Genomic DNA, 16,926 nt, shown 5'->3' with positions numbered 1-16,926 from the left:
CGGGCAGAGGGTTCCGCTTCCGGTTGATGAACTGCCTTGGAGAGGTGGCTTTCAGTCGGTCGGGTCAGATGTGCCGGCCCCAGTCCAGGCGGTCGGCAAGGCCGGCGGCGGTGAAGGCGGCTTCCAGTTCGTCGCGGCCCTCCGTGAAGTGAGCCCAACTGTCGTAGTGGGCGAGAACGACGCGACGAGCGCGGAGGATCCGGGTGGCCTCGGCGGCCTGGGCACTGTCGAGGACAATCAGCGCGCCGTCGAAGAGGGAACTGAAGCGAGGGGCTCCGGCGAAGAGGACGGCGGTGTCCACCGGGGCGAAACGCTCGGCGATCTCCTTGACCGCGTCGAGTGAGGCGTTGTCGCCGCTGACATAGACGGTAGGCAGGTCGTCTCCGGTCAGGATGAAGCCGACGACCTGGCCGGTGATCAGCTCGATCTCCTCACGCGTGCCGGGGCCGTGCACGGCGGGTACGCCGGTCACCGTGATCGTGCCGCCGTCGGGGCGGTTCAGCTCGACGGACTCCCAGTTGCCCAGGCCCTTGGCCTGCTTCCCGAGGCGCTGACCGCCGCCGGGCGTGGTGAGGGTGAGCGGGACGTCGGCGAGCAGCGCCCGGCCGGAGGTGTCGAGGTTGTCTGCGTGCTCGTCGTGCGAGAGCAGGACCACGTCGATGGGGCCGAGTTGAGCGGGGTCGACGGCGGAAGGAGCGGTCTTGGTCAACACCCGGCCCCGCGAGGGGTAGTCGCCTGGGCCGTCGAAGGTCGGGTCGGTCAGAAAGCGCAGGCCGCCGTACTCGAACAGGGCGGTGGGGCCGCCGAAGACGCGGACCGGGAACTGCTGGGCGTCGTGCAGGGACATACTCGTCACTCCTCACTCCTCACGGAAAGACTCCACGCTTTCCGTGAGCACACGCTAGGCGGGCGTCACGGAAAAACGCAAGCGCTACCATGAGAGACATGAACAAGACCGTGGGCACCGACATCACGCGGGCCGCTCTGCCCCCGGCTCCTGGGGCCGACCGGCACCGCTCCCTGGACTTCGCCGACACCGCCGCGACCCTGCCCGCCGGCCAGGGCTACGACCTGTTGGCCGCCCCCGGCTCCGCCATGCACTGGCTCGCCACCCAAGACCTGGCCACCCCGGACGTGCAGATGTACGACGTGTGCGCACAGCGGATGCGCACGCTGCGTGATCACGTCCGCGCTCTGTTCGCCGCGCGCGTCGACGGCACCATGCCGCCCGAGGAATCCCTGCGGGCGGTGAACGAGGCACTCACGGCCGTGCCCACGGCACCCCTGCTCGCCTGGGACGGGGCGCAAGGGCTGCGCCGCATCCACGCGCACCCCACCGACCAGGCCGTGAACCATGCGCTGGCGACCCTCGCCGCCGACGCCGCCGACCTGCTCACCGGCTCCGACGCCGACCTCCTCGCCACCTGCGGCTCCGCCCCCTGCGACCGGTTCCTCCTGCGCACCCACGGCCGACGCCACTGGTGCTCCACCCGATGCGGCGACCGGGCCCGCGCCGCCCGCGCCTACGCCCGGCGCAGCAGCGCCTCGGCGTGACGCACCGCCCCAGGGTCCCCACGGGAAAGTGCCGAAATTCCCTGCCGGGGCAGCAGAAGCTGACGTCCTCCAAGGTGTCGGCACCGCACGCCGGTTCGGCCGGCGGCGGGACGACCGGCCGCGGAGCGGTCTCCTGGACCGCGCCGATGCGGAGCCCTCGATGAGGCGTTCGCAGGCGGCGCAGCGACTCGACGGTTCCGATGTCGCCGGTCAGCCGGGAGAGCAGGTCCCTGGTGGCGAAGCCGTCCAAGGAGTCAGGGGGCACCTGTTGCAGGTGCTGGAAAACCCGGTCGCGCAGACCGAGCAAGCAGGAAGTGCTCACTGGTCCAATCGACGAGATAGGCGCCGGGCGCGGAGGCGACCGCGCCGAAGCAGCGATCAAGACGTTCGCCCAGCTCTACGGCGCGAACTCGTCAGCGACCGCCTCAGTGGAACCTTCACCGAGCGCGGGAGCGACTACCGAGGCATCTACCACCGCGCCGACAGCCCAGACGGGCGGATCGAGATCCAACCCAACCCCCGATTCCCGATGAGCGCGTCGGGTAGTTTGACCGTTTGCCGGGCGGCTGTCCGAACAGTCAACCGCATTCCGCGCGAGCGGATGCAGGACGGCCGGTCAAAGACGTGTTGCTACGCGAAGCAGGTCGGCGACTGCGCGAAGTCGGCTCTGCGACGGCCAAGCGATCACCGTTGTCACGGGCGGAGCATCCAGGACCGGCACGGCGGCCAGATCCCGGCGCAGGTCGTTGCTGGCGGACTCGGGCATGATCACGGTGGTACGGCCGAGCGCGATCAGTTGGAAGAGCTGTGTCAGGTTCCGTACCTCTGCCCCTGGTCCCTCCGGATAGCTGCCGTCAGGACCGGGCCAACGAGCCATCGGGAGTTCCGGCAATGCGGTGACCTCGGCCACCCGGATCTGAGAGCGGCTGGCAAGTGGGTGAAAGGTCGGCAGGATCACCACCTGTCCCTCGGTATACAGAATTTCGGTGTCGAGTCCGACCGCCGAATCGAATGGCAAGTGCAGCAGAGCCACATCGGCTTGCCCATTCTGCAGCAATTTCTGTTGCTGATGCGCCTCGCAGAGCAACAGATCGACGGTGGCCGCGCCGGGCTCCGCGTGGTAGCCATCGAGCAGTTTGGCCAGCCAACTCGCCGGCGGTGCCGGATTGACGGGGCGACGACGAGGCGAGGGCGCCTTTGCGCAGCCTGCTGGGTACGCCGCTCAGCTGCGGCTACCGCGCTGAGGATCGCGCGCCCCTCGGACAGCAGCACGGCCCCGGCCTCCGTGAGCGTGACCTTGCGGCTGGTGCGCTCCAGCAGCGTGACCCCGAGCTGTCGTTCGAGTCGGGCGATGGCACGGGACGGGGGCGGCTGGGCTATCTCCAGACGCTGGGCGGCCTTGCCGAAGTGCAGTTCCTCGGCGATGGCGACGAAGTACTGCAGCTCGCGTATCTCCACGCAGTCACAGTAACTCCGGCGGGCGGTCGATTGATGTCGCTCAGGTATTGCTGCATTACCGAGATGGTGTTGGTGCCTGGTCGAAGCGCAGCCATGCTCGCTGTCATGAGTGAGAAGACGATCGCGCTGGTCACCGGCGCGAACAAGTGAATCGGGTACGAGATCGCGGCCGGGCTGGGCGCATTGGGCTGGAGCGTCGGTGTCGGCGCTCGAGACGAGCAGCGCAGGATGAACGCCGTGGCGGAACTGCGCGCGGCAGGTGCCGACGCGTTCGGCGTGCCCTTGGACGTGACCGACGACGAGAGCGTGACCGCCGCGGCGAGACTGATCGAGGAGCGAGCGGGACGGCTTGACGTGCTGGTCAACAACGCCGACCTCGCAGGTAGTTGGCCGGAGGACCCGACCACCATCGACTTGGATACCGTGCGACGGCTGGTGGAGACCAACGTCATCGGCGTCATCCGGGTCACCAACGCGATGCTGCCGCTGCTGCGCCGCTCGGCGCACCCCCGGAGCGTCAACCAGTCCAGCCATGTAGGTTCTCTGGCCCTGCAGACCACGCCCGGTGTCGACGTCGGAGGGATCAGCGGGGCTTACGCGCCGACGAAGACCTACCTCAACGCCATCACCATTCAGTACGCCAAGGAGCTGAGCGACATCAAGATTTTGATCAACAACGCCTGCCCCGGCTACGTGGCTACCGACCTCAATGGGTTCAGCGGTACTCAGACCCCTGAGCAGGGGGCGATGATCGCCATCCGGTTGGCGGCTCTGCCCGACGACGGTCCCACCGGTCAGTTGGTCGACGACAATGGAGTCGTGCCATGGTGACGTTCTGATGTGTTCCTGCTCGACCGGACTACGGCTCAACGCTGCCCACCAGCGGCTGGCCGCTGCTGTCGAGCGCCGTCGGCGCAGACGGCTGCCCGGCGGTGCAGAGGCGACGTTGTCGCGCCCCTCGTGGTCCCCGACCCGGGGTGCCCACCGATTTTTGAGACACGTTTTACGCAACGCACGCAACTGCGGCCCGCACCCTGGCTGTCTGACAGAAAGTCGGGCCCGCCAGGGCCGAAGAACGAGAGAGCGGGGCAGGTCGTGGGACGGCGCAAGAGCGGCATAGGGATCGCACTCGTCACGGCTGCGATGCTAGTGGGCGCGAGTGCCTGCGGCGGGGGCGGCAGTGACAAGGCGAGCGGGGACGACGCAAAGGCGTCGGGCAAGCCGAGTGCGAGCGCCTCTCCGTCACCGACCAAGCCCGCAGGCCCGCCGATGCTGCTGGAGGCGATCACCCCGCAGTCGGGAACCACGGTCGGCGTGGCCATGCCGATCTCGGTGGTCTTCACGAACCCGGTGGCGACAAAGGCACGGGCCACGGTGGAGAAGCACATGAAGGTGAGCGCCTCGCAGCCGGTGGTCGGCGCCTGGCACTGGTTCGGCGACAAGCGCGCCGACTGGCGACCGAAGACGTACTGGCCCTCCGGTACAAAGGTGAAGATCGACGCTGACATGAACGGCGTCAGCAACGGCAACGGACGCTACGGCGTGCGCAGCTACACGCACACCTTCACCGTCGGCGACGACGTGCGCGCGGATGTCTCGGTCACCGGCCACACCATGAAGGTGACCCGGAACGGCAATGTGGTGCGCACCCTGTCGATCAATGCGGGCAGCGCTCAGTATCCGACGTGGAACGGCACGATGGCCGTCATCGACAAGCAGGAGAAGGTCCACATGACCTCCTGCAGCGTTGGCATCAGCTGCGACAAGGGCAGCCCCAACTACTACGACCTGACGCTGCCCTGGGACGTCCACCTGACCCAGTCCGGCACGTACGTGCACTACTCGACCGGCGACCCCAATCCGGGCAGCGGGAGCGCCCGCGGCTCACACGGCTGCGTCCACCTGTCCATGTCGGACGCCAAGTGGTTCTACGACCAGGTCAAGCAGGGCGACCCCATCACCATCACCGGCTCGCCCCGTGCCAAGGCCCCCGCCGACAACGGCTACGCCGACTTCAACCTGGGATGGGACGGGTGGCTCGCGGGCAGCGCGTCCGGGGAGGGGACGACCGCGACGCTGTGACGCACCGCGGTGCGGGCGCCAGTCAGCACTCGATGATGTCGACCGCAAGCTGCTGGAACGCTCGGCCGATGACGACTCAAGCCATGAGTGCAGTTCGGCGATCGCCGTGCGGAGTGCACTGACGCTGTAGCCGTCAGATCGTTCCCATGGGCGGTCGCCCTTTCCAGGATCGTCCCCTGGCAACGGCCGTTGCCTCCCAGCAAGGCTGGGCGACACCAAGCCGAGCCGGTGTCGTCCCCCGGGCTGCCGGAGTCGGTGACTGCGGCTGACTCTCATGCGTGGAAGGCGCCGCGATGCGGGCCGCTGTCCGGGTCGAGTTCGTGGATCATTTTGCGGGCGTCCTCGAGGATGCCCGCGGTGCACAGGACTCTCCAGTCCGCATAGGCGGGCGACTGGTCGAGGGCGGTGCGCAGGAAGCTGGTCTCTGCGGCGCCGAGGAGAGTTCTGAGCTGGAGGAGCAGGTTCGGGTCGGGTGCGTCTTCCAGAGTGTGGACGTCGGCCAACTGTCCGAGCAGGGTGGCCAGATCGGCCAGGACCCGGTCAAGACCCGGTGGGGCGCTCGCGGGCTCCGGCAGCAGGTGGCTGTCGTGCTGGTCCCAGTGAAGGGCAGGCGGTCGGCCTTCACGGAAAGTCAGGTTGTACAGACCCCGGGTGATGCCGCGGACCTGGTGACCGACGTGATCCAGACACTGGGTGGCCTCAGCGAGCCGGTTGATCCGGGGCCGTGCCCTGCCCGCGCGGGGGCGGAACCGAATAGCGTCCTCCGCGTCGCGCACCGCCTTACGGACGGACTCCACCCGTTTGGACAGTCCCCGGGCACGGTTGACCCACTGCCCGCTGCACGCCGCCCAGTCACCTGCGGCGAGGTGGCCGGACACGTCGGTCAGCAAGTCAGAGATTTGCCGCGTCAGGCGGGCCAGTTCCTCGCCCCCGCGCCGGGTGAATCCGGGTGCGGGCAGCAGGAGACCGATCAGAGTGCCGATGAGGACGCCTACCACGTTGTCCTCCAGGCGGGTCGCACCGTATCCGAAATGCTGGGCGGTGCCCATCACCAGCACCGCGGTCAGGGCGATCTGATGCATCTGCGGCCCTAGCCGCAGCAGTCTGCCCGCATACATGCCGATCAAGACGGTGAGCAGCATCGTGATGGTGTTCACGCCCAGCGACGCGGCCGCGGCGACGCCCAGCAGAAACCCGAAACCGATCCCGGCCGCACGCTGCAGGCTCTTGCGCGCGGTTGCGAACGGCGTCGTGTGCGCCCCCAGGATCGCACCCACGGGCGCCAGCGTGGCCGCATCGGAATGCAGCAGTGCGGTCGCGATCCACCAAGAGAGCGCGGCAGCGATGGCGGTACGCACCACCATCACACCATCCCCGAATCCGGCCACCATCTGGGAGCGCACTGCAGCGGTGCGCGCACGAGCATCCATTCACGGTCCAAGGGGTGTCACGAAGGGCAGGCGAGCCAATCCGACCCGCACGGAGAAGGAACAGTAGTCCGTTTTGGTCGGATCCTTCTTCGCCACCGCGTAGGCTCCACCGCCGTCCGGGTGCACGGATCAGCCCGGGAAGGACGTACCTTCCTGGGTGATTGAGCGATTGGTCACCGAGTAGGACCGGTGTTCGCAGCACCGGCCGGGAAGGCACGCTCGTGCTCAGCGTAGTGAACGACGACGGCACCAGCTCCAGCGGCTCCTCCCTGATCGACGACATCGTCCGCGAGGGCGCGAGGCGGATGCTGGCTGCCGCGCTGGAGGCCGAAGTCAATGCCTACATAGCCGAGTTGGCCGATCAGCGTGACGAGAGGGGGCGTCGCCTGGTCGTGCGCAACGGCTATCACCAGCCCAGGAAGGTCACGACCGCAGCCGGAATGGTCGAGGTGAAGGCCCCGCGCGTGAACGACAGGCGCGTCGACGAGGCCACCGGCGAGCGCAAGCGGTTCTCCTCGGCGACTCTGCCGCCGTGATGCCGCAAGTCCCCGAAGATCAGCAAGGTGCTTCCGCTGGGCGTTTTACGACTTCCCCGCCGAGCACTGGATCCACTTGCGCACCACGAATCCGATTGAGTCGACCTTCGCCACCGTCCGCTTGCGGACCAAGGTCACCCGAGGTGCCGGCAGCGCGGCCGACGCCCTGGCCATGGTCTTCAAGCTCGTCGAGTCTGCCCAGGCCCGCTGGCGGGCCGTGAACGGACCCACTTCGTTGCCCTCGTCCGCGCCGGAGCCCGCTTCGAACGCGGCCAGCTCGTTGAGCGTCCCTAGGCCCTCGCCGCTTGACCTACCTCAACTCATCCCGTACAGACTTTTCGAGGAGCGTGAACGACTTGGGCGTACCCCCTGGCTGCGGTTTACCCTCCTTGCGTCCCACGACCCGATAGCCGGCGCTGAGGTAGTACGCACTCAGGCGTGCGTTGGTGGCCAGGCAGTCCAGACGAACCAACGGTCGGCCCGCCTCGGCCACGCGGCGCTCCGCGACTCGCAGAAGCTGTCGCCCTGTCCCGGGCGGGACACTTCTGTGGTCCACCATCAGCCGGTGCACATAGCCAGCCGTCGGCGGCTGCGGCCCCCAGGCATCCTCGTCCTCCCACCAAAGCTCCCACGCCCCGACCACACGACCGGCAACCTCTGCGAGCCATACCTCCCCGCTCTTCATGATCCGGCGGAAGTGGTCCCCGCCCAGCTCACCAGGCTGCCACTGACCAGTGACGCCTTGGGCAAGCATCCAGCGGGCCGCGTCGTCGCGCAGACGCACGACAGCGGCAAGATCGGCGTCGTCAGCGAGACGGAGGCGTAGATCGTTCACGCCGCGATCTTCGCACAGGCATCCGCCCCCACACCGAGCTGCCGCAGGGGCCGCCCCTGGAAGAACGACAGACATCTATCGCCGCCTGAGCGAGCTCAACTGATGTACAGGTATTGACAATTACTCCCTCCCGGCTTCGTAGAATCATCGGGAACCTGCACGCTCACTGCGGTGGACAGGGGTCCTGGGCGCGGTCGATCGTCACCGGAGTGCTCACCACCGGAACGCTCTTGCGTGCATGCCCGGGATCGCCTCCGTTGCCGTGCAGTGGCATGGCGTCTGCTGCAGGGCGTAGCGTCGCCTGCATCAAGGCAGGCTCCGCCGGGACTGGCTCGCAGTGCGACGCACTGGACGCCCCGGAGCGCGCGAGCCCCTGGCAGTGGAACCGTCGCATCGGATGATCAGTTCCACAGAGCCCATCGAGGGCGAGGCGAAACCGGCACCGGCATTGGGGCCGATCCCGCTGGGGCTACGGGCCTACGAGGCTCAGGACGCTGGGGAGAGGAGCTGGCGTGAACCTCGCATCATGCGTGGTGGACAGCGCTCGGACCCACCCGGAGCGCGCCGCGCTGCGTCTGGGCGACGACAGCGTCTTCTATGGCACGCTCGACCAGCGCAGCGCCCGCATGACCGAACTGCTCCACGACCGCGGAGTGAAACCGGGCGACCGCGTCGCGATCATGCTGCCCAACGTGCCCGAGTTCGCCGTCGCCTCCTTCGGTGTACTCCGGGCCGGCGGCGTGGTCGTTCCGATGAATCCCCTGCTCATGGCCAGGGAGGTCGCCTACTACCTCGGTGACTCGGGTGCCCGGCTGCTGTTCGCCTGGCACGCCGTCGCCGACGAGGCGCGGACCGGTGCACAGGAGGCCGAGGCCGAAGTGGTCGTCGTTGGTCCCGGCGAATTCGACAGGCTGCTTGCGTCCGGCCCGCTCGCCCAGGACCCAACCGACCGGCACGGATCGGGGTGCTGCACGACGTCCAGGCCACGTTCGGCTGCGTCGTACTCGAAGGGTATGGCCTGTCCGAAACCTCGCCCGTCGCCTCGTTCAACACTTTGCAGGACGGGCCCGAGCCCGGTTCGGTCGGCACCCCGATCCGGGGCGTCGGGATGGGGGTGGTCGGCAAGGACGACACGGAGGTGCCGCTCGGGGAGACCGGCGAGATCGTGATCCGTGGGCACAACGTGATGAAGCGCTATTGGCAGCGCCCCGAGGAGACCGCCGCCGCGGTCCGGGACGGTTGGTTCCACACCGGCGACCTCGGCCGGGTCGACCAGGACGGATACTTCTGGATCGTCGAGCGGACGAAGGACGTGATCATTCGGGGCGGGTACAACGTGTACCCCCACGAGATCGAAGATGTGCTGTACAAGCATCCGGCGGTAGCCGATGCCGCGGTCATCGGTCTGCACAACCCCGATCTCGGTGAGGAAGTCGGGGCTGCGGTCGTCCTCAAGCCGGGCGCCCGAACGACAGCCGAGGAACTGCGCGTATACGTCAAGCGACAGGTCGCCGCCTACAAATATCCGCGGAAGGTATGGATCGCGGACGCGCTGCCGAAGGGACCCACTGGCAAGATCCTCAAGCGGGACATCGTCCCGCCGTCCGAACTGGGCAGGCAGTGAGGCGACTTGGGGCGGGCGGACCGGAGATCCGCCGACGGCCAAGGTGGGGTGTGAGGGAGCACTGGCCACGGTGGGGCACTGACGGGTATTCGCGTCGCAGCGGGTCGATGTGTCGGGCTGCGCCACCCGATTTTCTGTGGTCCGCTGAATGAGGCGGGCGGAGTCGGCCCGTCGGCTACCGGCTGCGCCAGCATCACCTGGGGCTGATGGCCTGTCTCCGCCCACGTCCGCACACGGCGGTGCCGAAGTGGGACGCCTCCACCGGTTCACCGGCTGCGTTGCCGGGAGGCTCTACTGAACCGTTCCGGGATCGGTGGAGGCTCCGGCCTGCCCCGAGTTGCCGTTGGCCTGGCCGAGGTCGGCAGGCTGTCCACGTACATCGCGAGCTGGTACGCGCCGCACTCCCCCTCGTACTCCACCGAGAGCACCTGCCCGGACTCGGCGGAGTCACCCAGTCCCGTGGCGTGGAGCATCCGAATGCCCTCGAAGCGCACCGTCAGCTCGGCGTCCCGCAGGGGCTGCGGGACGTGTCAGCGGCCCTGCCAGTGCGGCGAGCGCTTCTCGGCGAAGGCGCGGGCCCCTTCCCTCGCGTCCTGGGAAGCCAACACAGGGGCAACGATCTGGTCCTGCTCGCTGAGGGCGTCCTGGTCGCGGAACGCGGTCCGCTCGTTGACGACGCGTTTGACGGCCGTGATCGCCAGAGGAGCGTTGTGTGCGACGCGGTCGGCGAGCTCCAGGGCCCCCGTCAATGCCGCGCCGGGCTCGGTGAGGAGGTTGACGAGGCCGAGCTGCTCGGCCCGTTCGGCGGGGAGGGGGTCGCCGGTGAGCAGCAACTCCAGGGCGATGTTGCGGGGGATGCGCTCGGGCAGGCGCACCATGCCGCCTTCCGGGGGCACGATGCCGTAGTGGACCTCGGTCTGGCCGAAGGTGGCGTTCCGTGCGGCCACGATCATGTCGCAGGCGAGCGCCATCTCGGTTCCGCCGCCCAACGCGTAGCCCTCGACGGCGGCGATGAGCGGGGCATTGATCTGGGTGCGGGTGATGCCCGCGAAGCCCCGTCCGGGGATGACGGGTGTGTCGCCGGCCGCGAACGCCTTGAGGTCCATGCCCGCGCTGAAGACGCCGCCCGCGCCGGTGAGGATGCCGACCACGAGGTCGTCGCGGGCGTCGAGTTCGTCGATGGCGGCGGCCAGCGCGTGCGCAGTGGCGCCGTTGATGGCGTTGCGGGCTTCCGGTCGGTCGATGGTGATCACGAAGATGCCGTCGCGTTGCTCGGTGTGCACCGTCGGGGTGTCAGTGGCCGCACTCATGGTGGTCATTCCTTTCTCTCCCGTCCCCCGCCCTCCGCCGAGGTGGCTGTGCCCCGGGCGGTGTGGAACGGGGGCCGTTCTGGTCGAGCCGCACGGGGCTGTCGATGGTCAGGTGCGGTTCCGGACTGCCGTCGTCGATGGGAACGAGGATCTCGCTGGCCGGGAGTTGGGGGCGTGGGCGCACTCCTCGATCGTCTGGACGACTCCGTAGGTGAGGCCCGCGGCGTCGAGCACCTCACGCCACTCGGCCAGGGGACGGGTCGCATGGCCAGACGGTTGCCCGCCCATGGGGCGGTCGGATCGGTTGAAGGGCTTCACTCCCCGTCCGCTTGTGGCCTGGATGAGGCGGTGGCTGTCACCCTGGTTGTCGACGATGTGAGCGTGGTGCATGCGCCGGTCGACCGTTGCGATGGCGAGCGTCTTCGGCATGATCTCGTCGAATTCGGATGAGGGGCTCGGAACGGCGATCGAGCGCTCACGCGCGCAGCTGGCGCAACGCTTCCCTGACCACCGACCAGACAGATCGGGGCGAACCGGACAATCCTATCGCAAAGGTGTTTCATGCAGCGCCCCGACGCAGGGCGCGCGGGAGACCGGCGCGGTGCTGCGGCCTCAGCGCGCCGGGTGGTCGGGGACCTTTTACGGCAGGGTGACGTCCCGCCCGACCAGCACCGTCCTGCCCCCTTCGCTGCGGCGATGGGCCAGCCGGCGCTGGACTACCGGGCTGGGCCGCAACGGCGGCCGCACGTTCCGACACCACGTCCTACGAGGCGTGGAAGCGGCGCATGGGAACTAGGAGCAGTCTGGATGGTGGAGGTGTGTTGTCGTGTCGCAAAACGAAGCCATCTCGCCCGGCGTGAGTGCTGCAGTACTGGAAGCCCTCTTTCACCAGTCCCCGACAGGCCTGCTCGTCCTGGACACGGACCTGCGGATCCTGCGGGTCAAAGCCGCCCCGCCACTCCTGGACGAAGTGCCCTGTGAACAGATCACGGGCCGACACTGCAACGACGTGTATGACCTTTCCGCACCCGGTGCGTTTGAGGCGATGCTGCACAGCGTGCTGGAGAGCGGCACGCCCGCACGGGAGCAACTGGTGAGGGCACGTCGGAAGGCCGCGCCGGGGCCGGAGTACCTGTTCTCCGTCTCGGCATCTCGCCTGGAGGACCGGCAGGGGACGATCTTGGGGGTGCTGGCAGAGGTTATCGATGTCACCGAACGCGAAAAGACGCGCGCCCGGGTACGCGTCTTCGGCTCGGTTCGTGAGCTTGTGGGACGGACCCTCGACGTGGTGGCCAATTGCGAGGAACTGGTACAGGCCGTGGTGCCGGACTTCGCCGACTTCGCCGTGGTGGAAGTGGTGGACGCAGTCGTACGCGGCGAAGACCCTCCGCTGAGCCCTCTGGGACCGGAGGTGCCGCTGCGCCGTGCCGCCGCCTTCAGCCGCAGCGGCGGCGAGGGGGAGGAGGAGGAGGTGCGGGCACTTCCGGTGGGTGACGTGCGCGCTCTGCCGTTCCCGACTCCCTACGCCCAGGCCCTGGCCGACCTCAAGCCCCGCCTTGTCGCCCTGGGCCCTGACACGCCCTGGCTGGCCGGCGTCCCATCACGCGCCGAGGCGCTCCGCGCCTCCGGTGCTCACAGCCTGATCACCACACCCCTGACTCTGCGCGGAACCGTGCTCGGACTGATGAGCCTCTACCGCACCGGCCAGGACGACCCCTATGACCAGGACGACGTCGCCCTCAGCATCGAACTGGCCGCCCACACGGCGCTGTGTATCGACAACGCTCGCCGCTACACCCGCGAGCACACCATCGCATCGACGGTCCAGCGCCACCTGCTGCCTGCCAGTCCTGCGTCGCAGACCAGCATTGAAACCGCCCACCTGCACGTACCGTCCGAGATGGGCGGTGGCGCCGGGTTCGACACCTTCGCCCTGTCCGGCGCCCGCACCGCGCTGGTGGTCGGCGAAGTGGCCGGCCACGACATCCACGCGGCCACCACCATGGGGCAGCTACGGACCGTCATCCACTCCTTGGCCGCACTGGACATTGAACCGGACGAGCTCCTCGCACGCCTCAACGACACCACGGTGAGCCTGGCCCAGGAACGCGCAGCTCTGCCGACCGGCGATCCCCTGCACCGGCAGCCGCTGACGGCAAGCAGTGTGTACGCGATCTACGACCCCCTCAACCACACCTGCACCATCGCCCGGGCCGGCCACCCCCCACCCGTCATTGCCCACCCCGACGGCACCACCGAGATCCCGGACGCGCCCAGCGGACCTCCCCTGGGCAGTGCCGAGGGACCGCCCTTCGCCACCACCACGGTCACGGTCGCCGACGGCAGCATCCTCGCCTTCTACACCGCATCCCTCCTGCCCGACTCCGGGTCCGGTGCAGGCACCCCGGACACCCGCACCCTCCAGCAGGTGCTGACCCACCCTGACCGGCCCCTGCAGGATCTGTGTGATGACGTGCTCTACCGGCTGCGGAGCGGCCCCGGTCACGGTGACGGCTTCCTTCTCCTCGCCCGCACCCACACCTTCCCGGTCGACCAGGTCGCCACTTGGCATCTCGAACACGAGCCCCGAGCCGTCGCCACGGCGCGCACCCACACCCAACACCAGCTCAGGGATTGGGGTGTGGACGAGGAATCCGCATACACCGCCGAAGTGATCGTCAGCGAACTGGTCACCAACGCCGTCCGCTACGGCGCTCCGCCTCTACAACTGCGGCTCATCAAGGACCGCACACTCACCTGCGAGGTCAACGACAGCGGCTACAGCGCACCGCGGTTGCGTCACGCCAAGACGGTCGACGAAGGCGGTCGCGGCCTGTTCATCGTCGCCCAACTCACCCACAACTGGGGCGTCCGCTACAGCGCCGACGGCAAGACCGTGTGGGCCGAACAGACTCTCCCGCCCCCAACCACGGCCCGCCCCGAAGAGCGGCCGTAGGTTCGTCAGGACACGCATCACTCCCTGTTGGGCTTCACGACGGACCAGCCCGGGTGGCGGGCGGCCGCGCGGATGGCGACCGGGCCGCCGAGCGAGTAGCCGGACACCGCGAAGGTCTCCAGGCCCTCGGCAACGGAGGCGGCTACGAGTTGGTCGGCCAGGTCGTCCGGCGACAGCGGTTTGGTGACGGGGGGGCTCGCCCGCTGCCGGGGTAGTCGATGCCGACGACGGTGTGGTGGGCGGCCAGGCCCTGCAGGGTCGGACCGTAGGCGTTGTCGATGCTGCTGCCGGCGCCGTGGGCGAGGGCGAGGCCGGGGCCGGAGCCCAGGAAGTGCGGCGAACGTGGCTTCGGGCAGGGGGCGTGCGGGCGTGTGTGTTCCGATCTCTGAGGAGTGGCGGGATCAGGTGGTGCGGTGCTGCGACCAGGAGCGGATCTGCTCCAGGGCGGGCAGCAGGGCCCGGCCGTCGGCGGTGAGCGTGTAGGTCGCGGGCCCGGGCGGGAGCTGGTCGTGGGTGACAGGGCCGGCGTCGAGAAGCCCGCGGAGCCGGTCGGCGAGCATCTTGGTGCTGATGCGCCCGATGGCGGTGCGCAGTTCGCCGAAACGGGCGGGGCGGGTGGCCAGGGTGTGGAGGATGGTGCCGTTCCACTTCAGGCCGAGGAGCTCGAACGCGGCGGTGAGGTCCGCATCGGCCGCGAGCGGCGCGAGGGTGGGCCAGGCTGCCATCGGTTCTCGGTCCTTGTTCGAAGCTCTTACTGGTGGTGCGGTGCGCGGTGGGTGGACCGCAGCCGGACCGGGGGCCGGCTGCGGCCCTGGGGGCCGCCTCGTTCGTCCCTGTGATGCGAGGCGGCGGTATCGGGGGTCAGGGCAGCAGGACGGCCTTGCCGTGGTTGTGGCGGGCTTCCAGATCGGTGTGGGCCTGCGCGGCTTCGGTCAGGGAGTAGGTGCGCCAGATCGGCACGGTGAGCTTGCCTGCGGCGGCCAGTTGCGCCAGCTCCGGCAGCGACTGGCCGCCCTGGTCGGCGGTTCCGGCGCTGAAGCGGACGCCGTGCTGTGCGGCGGACATGTCCGCGATGGTGATGACCTTCTCCGGATCGCCCGTCAGGGTGACGGAGTCGGCGAGGACGCCGGCTCCGGCGGCGTCGAAGACGAGGTCCACCTCGCCCGGGGCGGCGGCCTTGACCCGCTCCACCCAGCCGTCTCCGTAGCGGACGGCGGTGGCTCCGAGCGCGGCGACGCGCTCGATGTCGTGCTCGCCGACCGTTCCGATGACGGTGATGCCGCGGGCGACGGCCAGCTGGACCGCGAGGAAGCCCACGCTGCCGGCGGCGCCGTGGACGAGCAGGGTCTGACCCGGCTGAGCACCGAGCTGTCCGAGAACGCGCAGCGCGGTCTGGCCGACGGTGACCAGCGAGGCGGCGACCTCCCACGACAGGCCCTCGGGCTTGGCCACTGCCCGGTCGAGCAGGGCGTATTCGCCGTAGCTCCCGCCGACCGTGGCACCGAGGACCTCGTCGCCTGCGGCCACCTCGGCTCCGTCGCCGACCGCGTCGACGACGCCGGCCGCGTCCAGGCCGGGGATCACGGGAAAGTGCGCGGGGACCTTGTCGGCCATCAGGCCGGACCGGATCTTCATGTCGAGAGGGTTGACCGAGGCGGCCCGGACGCGAACCCGGACCTGGCCCGGGCCCGGCTCCGGCGGGGTGACCTCGGACAGTCGCAGCACCTCGGGGGCGCCGTACCCGGAGAAAGTGATCGCTTTGGACATCGGGAACTCCCAGGTGGGGGCAGGTGGAAAGGGGGAACCGCAGACGCTCTGGCTCACTACGCGGCCACGGAGGCGGCCTCGCCGCTCAGGCGGTGAGGGTGGGGTAGTCGGTGTAGCCGCGGTGGTCGCCGCCGTAGAAGGTGGACTGGTCCGGGGTGTTGAACGGTCCGCCGGCGGCGAGGCGGGCCGGAAGGTCGGGGTTGGCCAGGAACAGCGCCCCGTAGGCAACCATGTCCGCCGTCCCGTCCTCGACCAGCTTCAGCGCGTCGGGGCCGGTGACGTCGGGGTGGGTGAACGGGTTGAGGACGAAGGTGCCCGGCCAGCCCTTGCGCAGCCGCGCGGTCAGGGAGCGGTCCGGGCCCTCCAACAGGTGCAGATAGGCCAGGTCCAGGCCGACGAGCCGGTCCAGCAGCGCCGCGTAGACCTCGGTCGGGTCGTCCTCGGCGATGTCGTTGTAGACGTTTCCGGGCGAGATCCGCAGGCCCACCCGATGGCCGCCGATCGCCTCGGCCACGGCCGTGACGACCTCGACGGCGAAGCGGATGCGGCCCTCGGTGTCACCGCCCCAGGCGTCGGTGCGCCGGTTGGTGTTGGGCGCGAGGAACTGGTGGATCAGGTAGCCGTTGGCGCCGTGAAGCTCCACGCCGTCGAAGCCCGCCTCGATCGCGTTGCCGGCCGCGTCGGCGAAGTCGGCGACGGTCTGCCGGATCTCCGCCTCGCTCAGCTCCTTCGGCATCACGAACTCCTTCGGCCCCTCGTAGGTGTACACCTGGCCCCTGGCGGCCACCGCCGACGGCGCGACCGGCACCAGGCCCTCGGGCAGCAGGCTGGGGTGGCCGATCCGGCCGGTGTGCATCAGCTGGGCGAAGATCACGCCGCCTTCGCGGTGCACGGCGTCGGTCACCGTCCGCCATGCCTGGACCTGGCCGGGCGTGTGCAGGCCGGGGGTGTCGGGGTACCCCTGGCCGACCGGCGAGGGCTGGACGCCCTCCGTGACGATCAGCCCGGCGCCGGCGCGCTGCGCGTAGTACGTCGCCATCAACTCCGTCGGCTCGGCGCCGGGCCCGAACGCACGGCTGCGGGTCATCGGAGCCATCGCGATGCGGCTGGTGAGTCGCTTGCCGCCCAGGACGATCGAATCGAAAGCAGTGGTCATGGTCTCTTCCTCGGGATAGGTGACGCTCTGCGGCTCAGGCGCTCCGCCGCCCACAGCAGCAGATGCCTGTCCGAACAAGTAAATCACCTGTCCGAACAGGTAAGCCGGAGAGTCCATTCCCGGGATCAAATGTGAAGCACGTAACACCCTCCAAGCTGCCCATATATGCCCGGCCATCGCGAACGGTCCACCGGCCACAGGCCCGCAGTAGAATCAAG

At 69.1% G+C, this 16,926-nt stretch carries 15 protein-coding genes and 4 pseudogenes; 9 read left to right on the top strand and 10 right to left on the bottom strand.

Going from position 1 to position 16,926, the window contains the following annotated elements:
• Window positions 1-64: 64 nt before the first annotated feature.
• Window positions 65-847, bottom strand: coding sequence for an MBL fold metallo-hydrolase (locus tag AB0L95_RS33980; protein WP_365168613.1), 783 nt, complete (start codon window positions 845-847; stop codon window positions 65-67).
• 98 nt (window positions 848-945) lie between these two features.
• On the opposite strand from AB0L95_RS33980, the gene AB0L95_RS33975 reads away from it, so the two are divergent.
• A complete protein-coding gene (locus AB0L95_RS33975; RefSeq protein ID WP_365168521.1) occupies window positions 946-1,554 on the top strand; it encodes an ABATE domain-containing protein in 609 nt (202 codons plus the stop codon).
• A 616-nt stretch (window positions 1,555-2,170) separates the two neighbouring features.
• Here AB0L95_RS33975 and AB0L95_RS33970 read toward each other — a convergent pair.
• Both AB0L95_RS33970 and AB0L95_RS33965 read right to left on the bottom strand, forming a co-directional pair.
• Window positions 2,171-2,689: a LysR substrate-binding domain-containing protein gene (locus AB0L95_RS33970; protein ID WP_365168610.1), complete on the bottom strand. Its 519-nt coding sequence runs from the start codon at window positions 2,687-2,689 to the stop codon at window positions 2,171-2,173.
• A 200-nt stretch (window positions 2,690-2,889) separates the two neighbouring features.
• Window positions 2,890-3,012: pseudogene (locus AB0L95_RS33965) on the bottom strand (LysR family transcriptional regulator); the annotation flags it as partial.
• Between the two features lie 150 nt (window positions 3,013-3,162).
• On the opposite strand from AB0L95_RS33965, the gene AB0L95_RS33960 reads away from it, so the two are divergent.
• Window positions 3,163-3,843, top strand: coding sequence for an SDR family NAD(P)-dependent oxidoreductase (locus tag AB0L95_RS33960; protein ID WP_365168607.1), 681 nt, complete (start codon window positions 3,163-3,165; stop codon window positions 3,841-3,843).
• A 264-nt stretch (window positions 3,844-4,107) separates the two neighbouring features.
• On the top strand, window positions 4,108-5,094 hold the full coding sequence (locus tag AB0L95_RS33955; RefSeq protein WP_365168518.1) for a L,D-transpeptidase: 987 nt from the start codon (window positions 4,108-4,110) through the stop codon (window positions 5,092-5,094).
• Window positions 5,095-5,366: 272 nt separating this feature from the next.
• Here AB0L95_RS33955 and AB0L95_RS33950 read toward each other — a convergent pair whose 3' ends face one another.
• On the bottom strand, window positions 5,367-6,458 hold the full coding sequence (locus tag AB0L95_RS33950; RefSeq protein ID WP_365168515.1) for an aromatic acid exporter family protein: 1,092 nt from the start codon (window positions 6,456-6,458) through the stop codon (window positions 5,367-5,369).
• 287 nt (window positions 6,459-6,745) lie between these two features.
• Here AB0L95_RS33950 and AB0L95_RS33945 point away from each other — a divergent pair, with 287 nt between their 5' ends.
• Window positions 6,746-7,060, top strand: a complete 315-nt coding sequence (locus tag AB0L95_RS33945; RefSeq protein ID WP_365168513.1) for a transposase — start codon at window positions 6,746-6,748, stop codon at window positions 7,058-7,060.
• A 40-nt stretch (window positions 7,061-7,100) separates the two neighbouring features.
• Window positions 7,101-7,271 (top strand): annotated as a pseudogene (locus AB0L95_RS33940) (transposase); the annotation flags it as partial.
• A gap of 99 nt (window positions 7,272-7,370) precedes the next feature.
• Here the strand turns inward: AB0L95_RS33940 and AB0L95_RS33935 are convergent.
• Entirely contained in the window at window positions 7,371-7,895 is a 525-nt protein-coding gene (locus tag AB0L95_RS33935) for a GNAT family N-acetyltransferase (RefSeq protein WP_365168510.1), read from the bottom strand.
• Between the two features lie 512 nt (window positions 7,896-8,407).
• On the opposite strand from AB0L95_RS33935, the pseudogene AB0L95_RS33930 reads away from it, so the two are divergent.
• Together AB0L95_RS33930 and AB0L95_RS33925 are read left to right on the top strand one after the other, a co-directional pair.
• Window positions 8,408-8,728: pseudogene (locus tag AB0L95_RS33930) on the top strand (AMP-binding protein); the annotation flags it as partial.
• Between the two features lie 131 nt (window positions 8,729-8,859).
• Window positions 8,860-9,519 carry an AMP-binding protein gene (locus tag AB0L95_RS33925; protein ID WP_365168508.1) on the top strand — a complete coding sequence of 220 codons (660 nt, stop codon included), beginning with the start codon at window positions 8,860-8,862 and terminating at the stop codon, window positions 9,517-9,519.
• A gap of 530 nt (window positions 9,520-10,049) precedes the next feature.
• Here the strand turns inward: AB0L95_RS33925 and AB0L95_RS33920 are convergent.
• Window positions 10,050-10,838, bottom strand: a complete 789-nt coding sequence (locus AB0L95_RS33920) for a crotonase/enoyl-CoA hydratase family protein (protein ID WP_365168505.1) — start codon at window positions 10,836-10,838, stop codon at window positions 10,050-10,052.
• 165 nt (window positions 10,839-11,003) lie between these two features.
• On the opposite strand from AB0L95_RS33920, the gene AB0L95_RS33915 reads away from it, so the two are divergent.
• Both AB0L95_RS33915 and AB0L95_RS33910 read left to right on the top strand, forming a co-directional pair.
• Entirely contained in the window at window positions 11,004-11,279 is a 276-nt protein-coding gene (locus tag AB0L95_RS33915; RefSeq protein ID WP_365168502.1) for a hypothetical protein, read from the top strand.
• Between the two features lie 406 nt (window positions 11,280-11,685).
• A complete protein-coding gene (locus tag AB0L95_RS33910) occupies window positions 11,686-13,785 on the top strand; it encodes a SpoIIE family protein phosphatase (RefSeq protein ID WP_365168500.1) in 2,100 nt (699 codons plus the stop codon).
• A gap of 50 nt (window positions 13,786-13,835) precedes the next feature.
• Here AB0L95_RS33910 and AB0L95_RS33905 read toward each other — a convergent pair.
• The 4 genes and pseudogenes from AB0L95_RS33905 to AB0L95_RS33890 form a co-directional block, all read right to left on the bottom strand.
• Window positions 13,836-14,113 (bottom strand): annotated as a pseudogene (locus tag AB0L95_RS33905) (alpha/beta fold hydrolase); the annotation flags it as partial.
• A gap of 73 nt (window positions 14,114-14,186) precedes the next feature.
• Window positions 14,187-14,510, bottom strand: coding sequence for a helix-turn-helix domain-containing protein (locus AB0L95_RS33900; RefSeq protein ID WP_365168498.1), 324 nt, complete (start codon window positions 14,508-14,510; stop codon window positions 14,187-14,189).
• 136 nt (window positions 14,511-14,646) lie between these two features.
• Window positions 14,647-15,552, bottom strand: coding sequence for an NADP-dependent oxidoreductase (locus tag AB0L95_RS33895; RefSeq protein ID WP_365168496.1), 906 nt, complete (start codon window positions 15,550-15,552; stop codon window positions 14,647-14,649).
• Between the two features lie 85 nt (window positions 15,553-15,637).
• Window positions 15,638-16,708 carry an alkene reductase gene (locus AB0L95_RS33890; RefSeq protein ID WP_365168494.1) on the bottom strand — a complete coding sequence of 357 codons (1,071 nt, stop codon included), beginning with the start codon at window positions 16,706-16,708 and terminating at the stop codon, window positions 15,638-15,640.
• Window positions 16,709-16,926: the final 218 nt, after the last annotated feature.

The organism is Streptomyces sp. NPDC052036 (assembly GCF_040680495.1).
In the GTDB taxonomy this organism is placed as follows: domain Bacteria; phylum Actinomycetota; class Actinomycetes; order Streptomycetales; family Streptomycetaceae; genus Streptomyces.
This window is presented reverse-complemented; position numbering and strand designations above follow the sequence as displayed.